At 36.0% G+C, this 16,908-nt stretch carries 13 protein-coding genes; 4 read left to right on the top strand and 9 right to left on the bottom strand.

Translation table 11 applies throughout. From position 1 onward, the window contains the following. Window positions 1-12: 12 nt before the first annotated feature. Both HM983_RS06720 and HM983_RS06715 read right to left on the bottom strand, forming a co-directional pair. On the bottom strand, window positions 13-1,572 hold the full coding sequence (locus HM983_RS06720; protein WP_179344619.1) for a LysM peptidoglycan-binding domain-containing protein: 1,560 nt from the start codon (window positions 1,570-1,572) through the stop codon (window positions 13-15). A gap of 76 nt (window positions 1,573-1,648) precedes the next feature. Next, window positions 1,649-2,836 (bottom strand): phosphoglycerate kinase, encoded by a 1,188-nt coding sequence (locus HM983_RS06715; RefSeq protein WP_179344618.1) that lies wholly within the window; start codon window positions 2,834-2,836, stop codon window positions 1,649-1,651. Between the two features lie 143 nt (window positions 2,837-2,979). Here HM983_RS06715 and HM983_RS06710 point away from each other — a divergent pair, with 143 nt between their 5' ends. After that, window positions 2,980-4,137, top strand: a complete 1,158-nt coding sequence (locus tag HM983_RS06710; protein WP_179344617.1) for a DNA polymerase III subunit — start codon at window positions 2,980-2,982, stop codon at window positions 4,135-4,137. A gap of 43 nt (window positions 4,138-4,180) precedes the next feature. Here HM983_RS06710 and HM983_RS06705 read toward each other — a convergent pair whose 3' ends face one another. The 5 genes from HM983_RS06705 to HM983_RS06685 all read right to left on the bottom strand — a co-directional run bounded on the left by HM983_RS06705 (window position 4,181) and on the right by HM983_RS06685 (window position 11,796). Beyond that, window positions 4,181-4,753: an OmpH family outer membrane protein gene (locus HM983_RS06705; protein WP_179344616.1), complete on the bottom strand. Its 573-nt coding sequence runs from the start codon at window positions 4,751-4,753 to the stop codon at window positions 4,181-4,183. Between the two features lie 211 nt (window positions 4,754-4,964). Continuing rightward, complete coding sequence (locus tag HM983_RS06700; protein WP_179344615.1) at window positions 4,965-5,822, bottom strand: class I SAM-dependent methyltransferase; 858 nt, start codon at window positions 5,820-5,822, stop codon at window positions 4,965-4,967. 111 nt (window positions 5,823-5,933) lie between these two features. After that, entirely contained in the window at window positions 5,934-7,805 is a 1,872-nt protein-coding gene (gene mnmG / locus HM983_RS06695) for a tRNA uridine-5-carboxymethylaminomethyl(34) synthesis enzyme MnmG (protein ID WP_179344614.1), read from the bottom strand. A gap of 90 nt (window positions 7,806-7,895) precedes the next feature. After that, on the bottom strand, window positions 7,896-8,303 hold the full coding sequence (gene ybeY / locus HM983_RS06690; RefSeq protein ID WP_179344613.1) for an rRNA maturation RNase YbeY: 408 nt from the start codon (window positions 8,301-8,303) through the stop codon (window positions 7,896-7,898). Then, a complete protein-coding gene (locus HM983_RS06685) occupies window positions 8,296-11,796 on the bottom strand; it encodes a hypothetical protein (RefSeq protein ID WP_317166949.1) in 3,501 nt (1,166 codons plus the stop codon). Before HM983_RS06685 ends, ybeY begins: the two co-directional genes overlap by 8 nt. A gap of 212 nt (window positions 11,797-12,008) precedes the next feature. Between HM983_RS06685 and HM983_RS06680 the strand changes: the two genes are divergently transcribed. Continuing rightward, window positions 12,009-13,052, top strand: a complete 1,044-nt coding sequence (locus HM983_RS06680) for an alkane 1-monooxygenase (protein WP_179344611.1) — start codon at window positions 12,009-12,011, stop codon at window positions 13,050-13,052. Between the two features lie 213 nt (window positions 13,053-13,265). Beyond that, window positions 13,266-14,807 carry a glutamate--tRNA ligase gene (gltX, locus tag HM983_RS06675; RefSeq protein ID WP_179344610.1) on the top strand — a complete coding sequence of 514 codons (1,542 nt, stop codon included), beginning with the start codon at window positions 13,266-13,268 and terminating at the stop codon, window positions 14,805-14,807. 16 nt (window positions 14,808-14,823) lie between these two features. On the opposite strand, the gene HM983_RS06670 is transcribed toward gltX, so the two are convergent. After that, window positions 14,824-15,501, bottom strand: a complete 678-nt coding sequence (locus HM983_RS06670) for a porin family protein (RefSeq protein WP_179344609.1) — start codon at window positions 15,499-15,501, stop codon at window positions 14,824-14,826. A 94-nt stretch (window positions 15,502-15,595) separates the two neighbouring features. Here HM983_RS06670 and HM983_RS06665 point away from each other — a divergent pair, with 94 nt between their 5' ends. After that, window positions 15,596-16,531: an SPFH domain-containing protein gene (locus tag HM983_RS06665; RefSeq protein WP_179344608.1), complete on the top strand. Its 936-nt coding sequence runs from the start codon at window positions 15,596-15,598 to the stop codon at window positions 16,529-16,531. Between the two features lie 156 nt (window positions 16,532-16,687). Here HM983_RS06665 and HM983_RS06660 read toward each other — a convergent pair whose 3' ends face one another. Beyond that, window positions 16,688-16,900, bottom strand: a complete 213-nt coding sequence (locus HM983_RS06660) for a hypothetical protein (protein ID WP_179344607.1) — start codon at window positions 16,898-16,900, stop codon at window positions 16,688-16,690. Between the last annotated feature and the right edge of the window lie 8 nt (window positions 16,901-16,908).

The following is a 16,908-nucleotide window of genomic DNA, read 5'->3' as shown; positions in this document are numbered from 1 at the left end:
CTTGGTTTTCATTTAATTAGAAATAACCAATGTCATTCCTATTTTAAGTTTGTTACTACTAATATCGTTCCAATCTTTGATATTTTGAACAGAAACTCCAGAAAATTTTTGTGCAATGCTCCAAAGCGAGTCACCTGATCTTACTTTATAAACTTTCTTGCCGTCAGTATTTACTACTTTTCTAATGGGTTTTGTGGTAGCGCTTACAATTGGTTTTCTGGGATAAATTGTAAGTCTTTGGCCAATTTTTAGATTATTGCTTCTTAAGCCATTCCACTGTTTTAATTGACTTACTCTTACACCATATTTTCGAGCGATTTTCCCGAGGTAATCTCCATTTTGAACACGATATCTTATTTTGCTTTCAGCATTAAAAATCTGCGGTAATGGTTTTTCGCGTTCATTCAATTCCTTGTTGACATATTCATATATCTGTTTTTCGTTTGAAACAAACACACCAACTGCCTCTCTAGGTAATCTTAAAGTATAGGTTTTTCCTTCTACTTTTGGAATAATATCCAATTTATAGGAGGGGTTTAAAAACTGTAATTCTTCAATTTTCACGCCTGTGGTTTCAGAAATTTGATCTAACGTAATCATTTGTTTAATGTGTACAGTATCGGTTTCAATAAGTTGAAACGCTGGTCGTTCAGGTTTAAAACCGTGTTCTTCGGCATACTCAAAGATGTACATTGTCGCAAGAAAAGCGGGCACGTATCCTGCGGTTTCTCTTGGTAAATTCTGTCTAATATTCCAATAATTTCTATAACCACCAGAACGCCTTATGGCTTTATTCACATTTCCTGGACCCGAATTGTAGGCCGCCAAAGCCAAATCCCAATCACCAAAAATTTTATATAACCTCGATAGATATTGAGCAGCAGCAGTCGTCGACCTTATTGGGTCACTGCGTTCGTCGACATAGCTGGTTACATCCAAATCGTACTCTTTTCCTGTACCAAACATAAACTGCCATAAGCCTGTTGCTCCAACCCTTGATCTTGCTCTTGGTTTTAGAGCAGATTCCACTATAGATAAATATTTCATCTCAAGTGGAATATTGTAATTATCAAATTCTTGCTCGAACATCGGAAAATAAAAATGGCTAAGTCCCATAAGGCGCTCTAATGATGACCTTCTGTATTTAAGATAGCTTTTAATAACACTTTCTAAAGACGAATTATACTCCACGTTAAACGGGGTTCTTGCATTTAGACGCTCCAATCTTGCTTTTAAAGTGTCTGTTGAAAGTTCTGGGTAATCTACATCTTCATAGTTTAACTCTGTTACCGATTTGTAAATCGTATCAAAAAGTGTGTTGCTATATAGTTCTTCAAGCCATTTTTCATCTAGTTCTGCCGCCTTAGGTAAATCTTCCAAATTTTTTATGGATATGGAGTCCAGCTCTACGGGAATTATATTCTGTGAGTTAATGATTTTACCATCAATAACTGAATCTTTAGTAGTTTTTAAAACTACTTTTTCTTTGCTCGTACTGTCGGTTTTGGTTTGTGAAAATCCACAAACCAAAAAGGTACAAAAGCAAAATGCCAAAAGTTTATTGATAGCCATAGTTCACTTAAAGTTTATCCAATGTAATTCTGACATTTTAAACGTCAAAGGCTCTAAAATAGTGTTTTTTAGCAATTTATTTTAAAATTGCTGCAATTCCTGGTAATGTTTTTCCCTCAAGACTCTCTAACATTGCGCCACCACCAGTGCTGACATAGCTCACCTTGTCTTCGAAGCCAAATTGTTTTACTGCAGCTACAGAGTCGCCGCCTCCAACTAAAGAAAACGCGCCGTTTTTTGTTGCTTTTGCAATAGAATCTCCTAGCTCAACGGTTCCTTTTGCAAAGTTTTCCATTTCAAAAACTCCTAATGGCCCATTCCATAATATGGTTTTGCACTGATTCACAACATTATCAAAAATTCGGATAGAATCCGGTCCAGCATCCAGACCCTGCCATCCATCTGGTATTTGTCTTACGTCGCAAACTTGCGTGTTAGCATCATTTGCAAAAGCATCAGCTGCAATCACATCTACAGGTAAATGAACTTTTACTCCTTTAGCTTCGGCCTGTTCGAGAATATCAAGTGCCAAATCCATCTTGTCATCCTCACAAATTGAATCACCTATCTTTCCGCCTTGAGCTTTAATAAAGGTAAAGGTCATCCCTCCTCCAATTATTAAATGATCTACTTTGTCCAAAATATTTTCAATTACTGTGATTTTAGATGACACTTTGGCTCCGCCAAGAACAGCTAAAACCGGTTTTTCTCCATCTTCCATAACTTTTTGTATGCTTTCAATTTCTTTTGCCAATAAATATCCAAAACATTTATTGTCTGGAAAAAATTGAGCAACAACAGTTGTTGAGGCATGCGCTCTATGTGCTGTACCAAACGCGTCATTTACGTATATATCGCCTAGTTTAGACAGTTGTTTAGCGAAATCCTTGTCTCCAGAGGTTTCCTCATCTTGAAAGCGTAAATTTTCTAGTAATAATATTTCGCCAGGTTGTAGATGATCAGCCAGTTTTTGAGCCTCCTTCCCAACACTTACATTGGCGAATTTGGTCTCTACGCCCATAATATCCTCAATAGTATTTACTATGTGCTTTAGTGAAAACTCTTCTTGCTTACCTTTTGGCCTTCCTAAATGAGACATCAAAACACAACTACCTCCGTCTTCTAAAATTTTGATAATTGTAGGTTTTGCAGCATCAATTCTAGAGGTGTCCGTTACTTCATTGTTATCATTCAGCGGTACATTAAAATCCACTCTAATAAGTGCTCTTTTATTCTTAAAATTAAAATCTTCTACAGTCTTCATTTTATAAAATTTAAATAACAAATATAAGCGCATATTGGGCATTTGGCAAACCATTAGATTTTCAATTTTGAAAATTCGGCCTTGATATTCATTCCGTTAAAAGTAAAGTTTTGTAACGGCAAAATATTACATAGTTTTGCCGTATGCTTTTTTCTGAAGTTTTAGGGCAAGAACACATAAAAAATCACCTGACTACTAGTGTAGATTCCGGTCGGGTTGCCCATGCACAATTATTTATCGGACCAGAGGGTTCCGGAACTTTGCCTATGGCCCTAGCATATGCACAATATATTTTGTGCGGCAACATCAACGGTGAAAATACCGGAGGAAAAGAAACTTGCAATGTCAAATTCAAAAATTTTTCGCATCCAGATTTGCATTTTGCGTTTCCTGTGACAACAAGCGATAAAGTAAAAAGTAAGCCCGTTTCCAGCTATTACTTAGAGGAATGGAGGCAACTGCTTGACCAACAGCCTTATGGAAATTTATTTGATTGGTACAAGCTGCTTGGTGTGGACAATAAGCAAGGGCAAATTGGTGTGGATGAGGCTCATGAAATTGTAAAATCATTAGCCTTAAAATCTTACGAAGGTGGCTATAAAGTGATGCTAATCTGGATGGCCGAAAAAATGAATACTGCTTGTGCTAACAAGCTGTTGAAACTTGTTGAAGAGCCTCCAGAAAAAACCATTTTTATATTAATTGCTGAAGACGAAGAGCAAATTATCAATACCATACGTTCACGCTGTCAAATTCTACATTTTCCTCCTTTAGCAGAAAATGCAATTACTGAAGCCTTGGTTAAAAAATACCATATTGAAACTTCGGTAGCCACAAAAATTGCTCATCAGGCCAATGGCAATTATAATAAGGCCGCTGACCTTATTTATCAAGATAGTGAGGATATACAATTTGAAAAGTGGTTTGTACTATGGGTACGTTCGGCTTTTAAAGCAAAGGGCAATAAAGCAGCAATCCACGATTTAATTTCATGGTCTGAAGAAATTGCAAAAACAGGTCGAGAGACACAAAAGAAATTTCTTGACTTTTGTTTGAATTATTTTAGACAGGCATTATTACTTAACTATAAGGCTAATGAGCTCGTTTATCTAGAGCCAAAATCTCAAAGTTTTAAACTTGAAAATTTCGCTCCGTTTGTTCATGAATCAAATATTCTAGAAATATCCGAGCACTTACAAGACGCCATTTATCACATTGAACGTAATGGCAACTCTAAAATTATCCTTACCGATTTGTCGATTAGGTTAACTAGATTATTGCATAAAAAAAGCCAATCATAAGATTGGCCTTCGCTTTAGGTTTTAAGATTTAATTCTTTTAAGATTATTCTTCTGTCTCAGTGTCATCTTCCGAAGTTTCAGCCTCTTTACCCTCGCCCGAATCTTTTACACCATAAGCCTCATTGATTGCTTTGGTAACTTCATCTGTAATATCGCTGCTTTCCTTTCCATATAATACGCTACCTGCTTGGTTTTTGCCTAAAATGAATGTATAACCATTGTCTTTACCGTATTTTTCAACAAAATCATTCACGTTTGAGATTACAGAATCCATTTCTGTATTAAAGGCCTGTTCCATTTGCTGCTGCTGAAATTGCATTTGCTGTTGCATTGGTTGCCATTTTTGAGAAAAGGCTTGCGATTCTTCTTGTTGCTTCTGAGGGGACATTTTGGCTAAACGTACTTGTATCGCTTGAACCTCTGTCTGATATACCTGCGCAATACTGTCTCTTACTTTTGAGAAATCAGCATTTTGACCTTCAAACTTTTTTTCGATATCCTTTTTCATTTGGTATTCATTAATAACTTCACCGTTATCGATAAATCCGATTTTCTGCTGTTCTTGGCACGACGCTAAAAACAATATTGCAACTAAACCTGTTACTATTTTATTCATAATATTATTTCTATTAATTTTTGCAAATGTATGAAAGTAATGTCTTGAATCGCATAAAAATTCAATTATAGACACAACCTATTTTGTCTATATCAGATCATATAAAATATCTATCACAAATGAGCTCTAAATAAACGATTTGACGGGGTTTTAAATTTTAGGCGACATATTCCATATATTACTAGATAAACCACCATAATTAGCCGTTAATCTAAAGATTTTCATTATTAAGGACGTAAACATGTGAAGAATACTCCTGAGACCGTTTTCCTTTTTGATTAGATCGCATACCAATCCAAAATGCATTGAGTGGATTTATAAATCCGCATTTATATTTTTCAGACAACAAACAAACATAATATGAATCGTATTTCATTGGTAATGTCTTCGATAATTTTAAGCCAACTGTTCCAAATAATTTTTCGATCGACTCTCTCGAAAAATGCCAAAGATGTCTGGGCACATCATAAGCTGCCCAAAATTCTTTGTAATACTGCGCATCATAACTTTTAAAATTTGGGACCGCAATTACCAAGGTTCCATCAGATTTAAGTAATAACTTTATTGCCTTAATGTGATCATCTAAATTAGGCAAATGCTCTAAAACATGCCAGAGAGTAATTACATCGAAACTGTTTGGCTTCAACTTTTCCAAATGGCCGATATCAAAAACTAAATTGTTTGTTTTGGTGTTAGCTATTTTACGAGCATCAGCATTAGGTTCAATTCCCGTAATATTCCAATTGTTATCGGAAGCTGTTTTTAAAAAATCTCCTGTTCCGCACCCAACGTCTAAAAGTGTTTTGTTTTCTGATTGAAATGAATTAATAAGTTTCACCTTTCTTTTCAAAGATATTTTCCTCACCAAATGATACGAGATTTCCATTAAATTCCGCTTGGAATTGGTGTGCGAAATATAGTCTTCGCTTTTGTAATATTCTGAAAGTTTTTCGGGTTTTGGCTGCGGAAAAGTTTCAAGCATATCTAGCTCTAAATTATGAAGCAACTGAAATTTCTCATTCGAAACGGAATGGTCTTTTACGATTAAATATGCGGGCTTGTTTTTCATTTAACAATTACTTCTACTAGATTCGGCATGATATAATCATTTAAAAAACTACGATTGTTTCACGTGGAACAATAAAATTACTTTACGCAGAGATCCTTACTTTCGAATGAATTAGCGGCCCAAATAAACTAACAAAACCGACACATCATTTGGCGAAACACCACTAATTCTTGAAGCTTGGGAAATGGTTACTGGTTGAATTTTGTTTAATTTTTGCCTGGCCTCCATGCTCATGGATTTAAGTTTAGAGTAATCAAAATCCTTTGGTATTTTGACATTCTCGAGCCTGTTTAGTTTATCTGCGTTATTCTTTTCCTTCTCGATATATCCAGCATATTTTACTTGGATTTCTGCTTGTTCAATTATTTCTGAATCCAATTTATTCTCTTGAATATAATTTTCTACAGCTTCAAATTTTCTAACATCGTCAATTGTGATATTGGGTCTTGCAAACAGCTTAAACATCTTGTCTTGCTGTTTTACTAAAGCCGAGCCTTTGGTTTCGAGCACCGGATTAGCTTCTTCGGGCGCTACACTTGTATCTCTAAAAAACTGAACAAAAGCTTCGGATTTTGATTGTTTTTCTTCCATTCTTCTCAAACGTTTTTCAGAAGCCAAGCCCAAATCATAACCCTTTGGCGTTAATCTGAAATCGGCATTATCTTGCCTAAGCAAGGTTCTGTATTCTGCCCTGGAAGTAAACATCCTATATGGCTCTTCTGTTCCCTTTGTGATTAAATCATCAATCAACACCCCTATATAAGCTTCGTCTCTTTGTAATGTAAAAGGATCTTTTTCCTGAACCTTTAAACTGGCATTAATTCCAGCCATTAAACCTTGAGAGGCTGCTTCTTCATAACCTGTTGTTCCATTAATTTGACCAGCGAAAAACAATCCTTCAACCAGTTTTGTTTCTAATGTATGTTTTAACTGGGTTGGAGGAAAATAGTCGTATTCAATAGCATAGCCTGGCCTAAAGAACTTTACATTCTCAAAACCAACGACTGAACGTAAAGCTTTAAACTGGACGTCCTCAGGTAGCGAAGTGGAAAACCCATTTACGTAATATTCAACCGTATCCCATCCTTCAGGTTCAACAAATAATTGATGCCTGTCTTTATCTGCAAACCTGTTGATTTTATCCTCAATTGAAGGACAATAGCGCGGTCCAACACTTTTTATTCTACCATTAAACATTGGTGATCGGTCAAAGCCCTCACGTAATAAATCATGGACCTCATTGCTTGTATATGTCATATGACAAGACCGCTGTTTCTCTAATGGTTTTGTCTGATCTAAATATGAGAATTTCTCGGGATTCTCATCACCTGGCTGTTCAATCATTTTTGAAAAATCTAATGATCTTCCGTCAACTCTTGGAGGTGTTCCTGTTTTCATTCTACCGGATTCAAAACCAAGATTCACTAATTGTTCAGTAATCCCAATAGCTGCCCTTTCACCAGCCCTACCTCCGCCAAAATTTTTATCACCAATATGTATCAGTCCGTTTAAGAATGTTCCATTTGTAAGCACAACAGTCTTTGCTTTAACCTCAATCCCAAGTGATGTTTTTACTCCAGCAACTTTACCCTTTTCAACTATTAACCCAGACACCATCTCCTGATAGAAATCTAAATTCTCAGTGTTTTCAAGAAGCAATCTCCAATCTTCAGCGAAACGCATTCTATCACTTTGAACCCTTGGACTCCACATCGCGGGACCCTTTGATTTATTCAGCATTTTAAACTGAATTGCCGATGTGTCAGAAACTATTCCACTATACCCTCCAAGCGCGTCAATCTCACGCACAATTTGCCCTTTCGCGATACCTCCCATTGCTGGATTACAAGACATTTGTGCGATGTTCTGTAAATTCATGGTAATTAACAATGTTTTACTTCCCATGTTTGCAGCAGCAGCAGCAGCCTCACTACCAGCGTGGCCAGCACCAACAACTATAACATCATAAACATCGTTAAACATAACTATTTGTTTTGTTCCACGTGGAACAAGTCCCACGTGCAATTAATTTTTTTTAAAGTCCGCAAAGATACAGCGAAAACCTTAATTTTTCTAACGCCTTCCTAAGTAGAAGTCTTCTTTCCTTCGCATCGTCTTAGCTTCGTGTTCCAATTTGTCTTTGTAGCCACAATAATGCAATACACCATGAATCATTACCCGTGCCAATTCGTCTTGAAAGTCCACCGCAAAATCATTTGCATTTTCCTTTACCCTATCAATAGAAATATAAATATCACCATGTAGCTCATTTCCTACCGAATAGTCAAAGCTGATAATATCCGTTAAAGTATCGTGATTTAAAAAATCAACATTAATTTTGTATAAGTATTCGTCATTACAAAATATATAATTGATTTCACCTTCAGTACGATTTTCTTCTTCAATGGTTTTTGAAATCCATTGTGAAACTGCGTGAGGATTGTTTAATTTAAAATCCGTTTCATAATTAAAACTAATCATTCGCTTGTTTAAAATACTCTTGAATCTTTTTCTTAAAATGATTTTGCAAAGGTAATGCCTGACGATTTAAAATCTCGATAGTATTGAAATATTGTTTAGCCGTTGGTATTTGATTTGGATTAGATGTGTCGAATTCTTTAAGGTTGGTTTCAGATTTACGTTTTGCATCCTGCCCTTGCATAAAAGTGGCATTTTCTAATTTTAAAAGTTGATGTTGTACATCCATCATCTTTTGGAGTGTTTGATTGGTAAAACCCTTGTTCAAAAGGTCTAACTCAACCTCTTCCATTTGTTTAATTAATTCTCCAGCAGATTCAACTTTGCCTTCTTTTACCATTCTATCTTGCAACGCTTGACGTAACATCTGCTGCTGCTGGTATATTTTGAATAACTCAGCATTTTGCTCCTCATTTCCGCCTTCACCATATCCTTGTTTTTCCCCTTCTTTACTGTTTTGGCCATTTTTCCCATTATTACCTCCTTCACCTTCTTGTCCTTTTTCACCAGATTTACCAGATTGTTCATTTTGTCCTTTCCCTTCGGCTTCTTGACCACTTTTACCGGATTCTCCCTTTTGTCCATCGTTGCCTTCTTTTCCAGATTTATCGCCCTCACCATCTTTTCCTTTCGCACCCTTTTCATCAGGCTTATCACCTTCTCCTTTTTCACTATCTTCTCCTTCTCGACCTTCTTCGCTCTTTTTAATACCTTGCTCCATTTCCTTGTTTAATTCTTCCTGTGATTTTATAATATCTGGAAGTTGCTGACCTCCTTGTCCTGAGCCAGGTGACGGATTCATGGACATTTCCATATTATCCAAAACATTGCTGAGAAAATTTGCCAGTTCATTGCTCGCCGTTATAGCATATTGCTGGTTAGCTACTCCTTGATACAATCTATTTTCGGTTAAAAAATCAAGTGCTTTATCTATATTAAAATAAACGTCAGTAATCTGTGAGTTGACTTTTTCTGATAATTTTGGTTGCCTTAGTGATAATGCAAACAAACTATCGTCAATATGCTCAAAATATTCTCTTAAATTACTTTGCTCGATGATATACTTGCCATATTTATTATTATCAATATTAATACCGCTAAAAACATCCATAAGATTCTCTTGGTCAAACGAATAGAGTAATAGATTTTCTAATATTTGACGCAGCATATCAATATCTTCAGACATTTGTTCGCCACCACCTCCGCCTCCAGCTGCTTTCTCAAGCTTTTTGGACATTTCTTTCATTTTCTTAGCTGCTTTTTTCTGGCGTTGCTTTGCTTTTTGACTTTGTTTTTGAGCTTCCTTTAGCTTTTGCTCTTTTTCACTTTTCTCTTTTTCTTCTAGCGCTTCCTTTGCTTCGTTTTGATCGAATTTAACACTGTCCTCTAATGGAACATCTCGCTCAATATTCATAGGTTTTTGCAAGCGTCGGTCTTCTTGTTTTAATTCGTCCAATTCTTTTTGAAGATCATCAAACTTTTTATTGAGTTTTTCCTGCTCTTCTTTTGTGTTTTCCTTTTCTTTCTCGGATAATTCTTCCTGTTCCTTAGCTAAATCCTCTAGGTTATTTTGGATTTTCTCTGCTTTTTTCATCACATAAAACCGTTTGGTTAATTCTAACAACTGTTTCATGCTGCGTTGCTTATTCTTATTTTGCTTCGCTAGTTCTTCAAGTTTTTCGGTAAACTCTTCTTTGTTAATTTTTTCCTTTAATTCTTCGAGCTCTTTTAATAAATCTTCATCTTTTTTTAATTGCTCTTCATTTTCTTTGAGTCGTTCTTTTAAATCTTCTTTGAATGGATCTTCTTCTTTTTCCTTTTCATTCTGAAATTCCTCAATATTTTCTTGTAGTTTTTTATTGAAATTCTTCATCAACTGTTCCTGTTGTCTTTGACGTTTCAGGAATTCTTCAAACTTCTTTTTATCATTGAAGTTGAGCTCTTCTTTTTCTTTTTGTGTTTTAGATAGTTCTTCAAGCTTCTTATCCTGCTCTTTTAACTTGTCAAACGTTTTGCTGATGTCTTTTATGGTTTCATTTTGCTCTTGCAACTGCTTTTCTTCCTCTTCTTCCTTGGTGCGCTTTCTATAATTAAAAACTGAGCTTTTAGTACGTTTGTAATTGTGTACTGCATCATTGTCAAACACTTCAAAATAAAGTTGGTAGCTCACGCCTTCTTCAATATTTAATTGGTTTGGAAAAGCGCTAACAAATTCACTGAAATTTGATTTTGAAATGTCAATCAATTCTACTTTTTTATTAGACTCATCTCTATCTGGATAATATACCAATTGCAACTTTATTAAACCATAGTCATCACTTGCCTGACCGTAGAAATACAAGGTTTGGTCATCAATAGAGTCCTTTTGCACTTTAATGCTCAACTCTGGATAAATATCCCTCACTACATCAATGCTATAGGCTAGATTCTCATAATCTCTTAAATCTGAATTACTCGTTGAAATATTGTAATTATAATTACTAAATAGTCGCCTGGTCGCTTCAAATTTTCCATCTACAAAAGAGTCGAATCTTAACGTATCTTCAGCATAAATATTGACCTCAGTAGTTGATTTTGTCTTAGCAACCCAAGTCACCATTGTCCCTTCGGGAATGACAGCAGAACCCGTGCTTTTTAACGTTTCGTCTATTTTTTTTGTGTGCGCAGGATAGTCTAAAACCATGTCAAAACTCACTAAATTCGGTGTATTTACCACATCCAAAACATAGGGCTTTGAAATTACGCCGTTAGCCTCTAAACTAAACTCTATCTTCTCTTTTGGAAGACCGAAAACATATTCAAATTCACCTGCACCTGTAGCTTGCAAAAAATAAGATTGACCATTAAACTGTATTTGGGCATTCTCCGGGATCACATTTCCAACGGTTGAAACTTTGAGCTTAAAATCTTTATTTTCTATCGCATTGAGCGATTCGTTAAGCACAAAAAACTGAAATGGCGCTGGTGGCTCGTAAGCTGTCTTGTAGTTGACCACACGTTCATAACTATCGCTAAACCAATTAATTTTTCCAGTTAATAATGAAAGTAAGAGTATTGCTATGGGAATAGCGGCATACTTTAAATATTTAGTATTGGATTTAAAATTTATGGCGCTTTTGAATGGGATTGGCTGCAATTCTTGCGACTTCTGCTCTATACTTGCTATCAGTAAATCGGATTGTTTTGGACTTTGATTAAGTTGAAGCACATTGAGTAACTTATCATTTACTTCGGGAAAGTGGTTGCCAATAAGCTTTGATGCTGTTTCAAAATTGATACCTTTTCGTAATTTGAATAAATGAGCCAAAGGGATGGCGATGAATTTCGCAAATAATCCAACTTCAACTAGAATAAAAGCCCAGAAAAGAATAGTTCTTGCGGTTGAGCTAAGCCAGAGTACGTATTCTATAAAAAGCGTCAACAATAAATAAAGCAGGCCAATAGCGAAAAACAAAATAGCTCCTTTTAGCAGCTCGTTGGCATAGTACCTTTTCACGAACTGCTCAAGTTTTTGTTTTATAGTATTGAAATTGCTCATTATAATATTCTAACTGACTAAACTACAATTTATTTTAATTGAAAATTGGTAATGTTTGGTAAGTTTCTGTTAATTTAGAGCGTTTTAGTGTTAAAAAGTAGATTCCTGCCTTCATAGGAATGATTAAATGATTTCTTCTTTTGCGAGAATCACAACAATTTTTTTTTTTGATGAAAGATTTTAAATATCTAGCCGCTTTTTCAATTCCACTCATGGCGTTTTTAGGGGTTTCTCTCAAGGGCAATTGGGTTTGGGCGACTCCGTTTTTTGCTTTTGTATGTATTCCGCTTTTAGAACTTATTTTTCCTGTGGACACAAAAAATCTCAAGCCTGCCGAAGCCAGTAGCAAACTAAAACTTAAAATTTTTGATTGGCTACTATACCTCAACATTCCTATTGTTTTTGGGTTAGTAATTTTTGCATTAGTAGTTGTATCTTCTAATAATTTAGAAGCTTCCGAGTTTGTTGGATTGATTTTGTCTGTCGGCATTGTATTGGGCGTTAATGGCATCAATGTTGCTCATGAACTTGGTCATCGGCAAAGCACTAATGAGCGGTTTTTGGGAAAAGCCTTACTTCTACCTTCATATTACATGCACTTTTATATCGAGCATAATTTTGGACATCATCTGCATGCCGCAACACCCGAAGACCCGGCAACTGCAAGGTATAATCAAAGTGTGTATTCGTTTTGGTTCACCTCAACGTTTAGACAATATGTTAGTGCTTGGAAGATCCAAATAAAACTATTGAAAAAAAGGAAACTTCCTTTTTTATCCATTCAAAACGATATGCTCTGGTATGTAATTTTTCAAATCGCATATTTAATTACTGTATTTTCTGTTTTTGGCCGGATTGGTTTACTTTTTGCCTTGTTTTCTGGAATTATTGGCTTTGTTCTATTGGAAACCGTTAATTATATCGAGCATTATGGGCTAATACGACTAAAAACCAAATCCGGAAGATATGGACGTGTAAAAGAAATACACTCTTGGAACTCTAATCACGTCATAGGTAGAATTGTGCTTTATGAATTAACCAGGCATAGCGATCACCATTTCAAAACTTCAAAAAAATATCAGATTCTAGATTGCCATGATGAAAGTCCGCAAATGCCCTTTGGGTATCCAACATCAATGGTTCTGGCGATGATTCCACCACTTTGGTTTGGCATAATGAATAAGCGTGTTCCTGAATCGATGATTTTAAAGTAGTCGATTTTGAGGCAAAATTCCAGGATTTTTAGCGCCAAAGCATCGTTGACAACATAATAATTTGCTTCAAGTTTTATTCATTGCCAAGGACTTTTCGATTAAGAATAATTCTTCGTGGCTCATGCTTCCAACTTCGGGTCTATAATTTTATCTTTGTGCCTTCAGTGAGATCCTGAAACAAGTTCAGGATAACAAATCGTCCAAATAACAATTATGTCTAAAAAAGTTCGCGTGCGCTTTGCGCCAAGTCCAACAGGGCCTCTTCATATTGGTGGTGTTAGAACCGCTCTCTTCAACTATTTATTTGCCAAAAAACATGGTGGCGATTTTGTGCTCAGAATTGAAGACACCGACCAAAACCGTTTTGTTGAAGGTGCTGAGGACTATATTGTGAAAGCACTAAATTGGTGCGGAATGCATTTTGACGAAAGTCCGCAGTTAACAGGTGAACATAGGCAAGGAGGCCACAAGAATTTTGGACCTTACAGACAGAGTCAACGAAAGCATCTATACAAAAGCTACGCAGACCAATTAATTGAAAATGGCAAGGCCTATTATGCCTTCGATACTGCAGAAGAATTGGATCAACACAGAAAAGACCACGAAGCCAAGGGAAAAACCTTCATATACAATTGGCACAATCGAGAAAAAAGACGATTGGTTAATTCTTTGGTGCTCACAGAAGCTGAAACAAAAGCTAAAATTGATGCTGGTGAAGATTACGTGATTCGGTTTAAATCCCCACAAGACGAAACACTTCATCTCACGGATATAATTCGTGGTAAAATGACAATTGACACCAATGTTTTGGACGATAAAGTCCTGTTTAAAAGCGACGGTATGCCTACCTATCATTTAGCTAATATTGTTGATGATCATTTATTGGAAATCACGCATGTTATTAGAGGCGAAGAATGGCTCCCGTCACTAGCGTTACACCAACTACTTTATGATGCTTTTGGCTGGGATGCTCCAAAATTTGCACATCTCCCGTTGATATTGAAGCCTACCGGAAAAGGAAAGTTAAGTAAGCGCGATGGTGATAAACTCGGGTTTCCGGTATTTCCATTGGAATGGAAAGACAAAAACACTGACGATGTTTCAAAAGGCTATAAAGAAGAAGGTTATTTTCCTGAAGCTGTAGTAAATTTTTTAGCCTTTTTAGGCTGGAATCCAGGAACAGAACAGGAAATTTTTAGTCTAGAAGAACTTATTGAAGCTTTTGATTTGTCAAAAGTTAACAAGGCTGGTGCTCGTTTTGACCCAGATAAAACCAAATGGTTCAACCATCATTATATGCAAGAACAGCTTGATTTGGATTTGGCCAAACAATTTAAAGGCACGAGACCCGAGTTGGCCGATGTCGATATCAATTACGTTGCTCTTGTTGTGGGATTGATTAAGGAACGTGCCACATTTGTTAGTGATTTTTGGGATTTGAGCCACTTTTTCTTCGTTTCGCCACAGTCTTACGACGAAAAGGCTTCAAAAAAAGCCATAAAAGAGGATACTGCAACGGTGATGGAACAGGTAAAAGCGCATGTTCTAAAAACTAATGACTTTACGGTAGGTAATCTTCAAACCAATATTAAAGGTTGGATAACAAAAAATGAAATCGGATTTGGTAAAGTGATGATGCCATTACGTTTAGCTCTGGTAGGTGCTTTACAGGGACCTGACGTGTTCGATATTATGTTTATGATTGGTAAAGCTGAAACCGTAAAGCGAATTGAGGCTTTGATTAAGGAAATATAATAGGTTTTGAAGTTTGTCAAAAGCTTACAATAAGCATAAAAGCCAACAATGATTGATTTCCCTCAAAACGTTCTGAGTTATTAAGATTTAAGTCTTGGTCATTCAATTTTCCTAGGATGTTGGTAAAACCGTATTGATACTGTGCTCTGAGTAAAAATCTGCTAAAACCCGCGGATAAACCAACCGCACCATTCACATTAAATTTTGAAACATCAGTAATGTCTTCAGCGGTTAGTGTGTTATAATTTGCGATAATGTATTCGCTTTTTGACTGGTCATTTAGCTCTAATTCGCCATTATATTGTAACATTGGGCCAATATCAAAGGTCAAATAATTACCAATTAATTTGGCGTGTAATAAAAATGAAATTTGTGCCGTGAGCATTTTATATTCTACAAATTCATTTACTCCGTTTGCAATTGGTGAAGCGCTGATATCGATATTATTTTCCGAAAGCTGAATATTGTAACTCAAATTATACCATTTAGGCGATAAATCTACTGCAGCCGACAAACCTCCAATATAACCAGAACTGGATTTTGTTTCAAAATTATCGGTAATAATGTCAAATTGTGTGATTCCTCCCTGTATGCCAATAGAATTTGTGATGGCGTAGCGCCCGCGCTGTGCAAAAATTATTGTAACAAAAGCAACGGCAACAAAGGCTAAGAGAATGTTTTTGGGAAGTTTCATGCGTTTTATTTAACAGACTACAACAAACCTAACCAAAATAACTTAATAATACTTACTTTTAATATTTCGTAATACTCAACTAAAAATATTTGTTATGGGCCAATTTATCCTAGTTCCGATTGTAATTTTCGGATTGCTAATTCTAATTTCTGCATTCTTTATAGTAAAACAACAAACTGCCGCTATCGTTGAGCGTTTTGGGCGATTTCAATACATTGCCCAATCCGGTTTGAGAATAAAAATACCTTTGGTCGATCGGGTTGCGGGCCGTTTAAGTCTCAAGATTCAGCAATTAGATGTCATCATAGAAACCAAAACCTTGGATGATGTTTTTGTGAGATTGAAAGTTTCGGTGCAGTATAAAGTTATTCGCGAAAAAGTTTATGACGCTTTTTATAAACTCGATTATCCACACGATCAAATAACCTCCTATGTTTTTGACGTAGTACGAGCAGAAGTGCCTAAAATGAAATTGGATGACGTGTTTGTAAAGAAAGATGATATTGCCTTGGCCGTAAAAGCTGAGTTAAATGACGCCATGCTAGATTATGGCTTCGATATTATTAAAACTTTAGTTACAGACATTGATCCAGATGCACAAGTAAAACAAGCCATGAACCGAATTAATGCTTCGGAAAGAGAGAAAATAGCAGCGCAGTTTGAAGGTGACGCTCAACGAATCTTAATCGTTGAAAAAGCTAAAGCCGAAGCTGAAAGTAAGCGACTACAAGGCCAAGGTATCGCAGACCAACGTCGCGAAATTGCACGTGGTTTAGAAGAATCTGTTGAAGTGTTGAACCGTGTTGGTATTAATTCTCAAGAGGCTTCTGCTCTAATTGTCGTAACACAGCATTATGATACTTTACAGTCATTGGGAGAAGAAACCAATAGCAACTTAATTTTATTACCAAACGCGCCACAAGCTGGCAGCAATATGTTAAATGATATGGTGGCGAGTTTTACTGCTAGCAATCAAATAGGAGAGGCCATGAAAAGAGCTGAAGAAGACAGGAAAAAGAATGGTGAATGATTGAAATTAGATTGAAGTGAAAGTTCGTTCCGAATGGGGTACGTAGAGCAAATTTTTTATAATAAGCTTTCTCTTCACTCGTTCCTCGTACTGTCGAAATTACAATAGCTAATAAGAATAAAAAAAGCCCCAGAAAATAATCTGAGGCTTTTTAATTTAATGCTTTTCTTTATATTTTTTTACCATTTCTTTTAGTTGATCAAGGTAGTTTTTTAGATCCTCCTCTTTTAATTCCGCGCTAGCGTTAGATCCTTCTGGAAGAGTGCTCCTGGTTTCGTCCAGATACTTTTGAAGCTCTGGATAATTTTCTTCAATATCTCTTGTAACGCTTGAAATTTCTGTAAGTATAGCTTGTGTGTTTTTGTCCATTATGTATG

This window comes from Winogradskyella ursingii, from assembly GCF_013403975.1.
Lineage (GTDB): Bacteria > Bacteroidota > Bacteroidia > Flavobacteriales > Flavobacteriaceae > Winogradskyella > Winogradskyella ursingii.
Note: the sequence above shows the minus strand (reverse complement) of the source record. Positions and strands in the feature narration are given on the sequence as shown.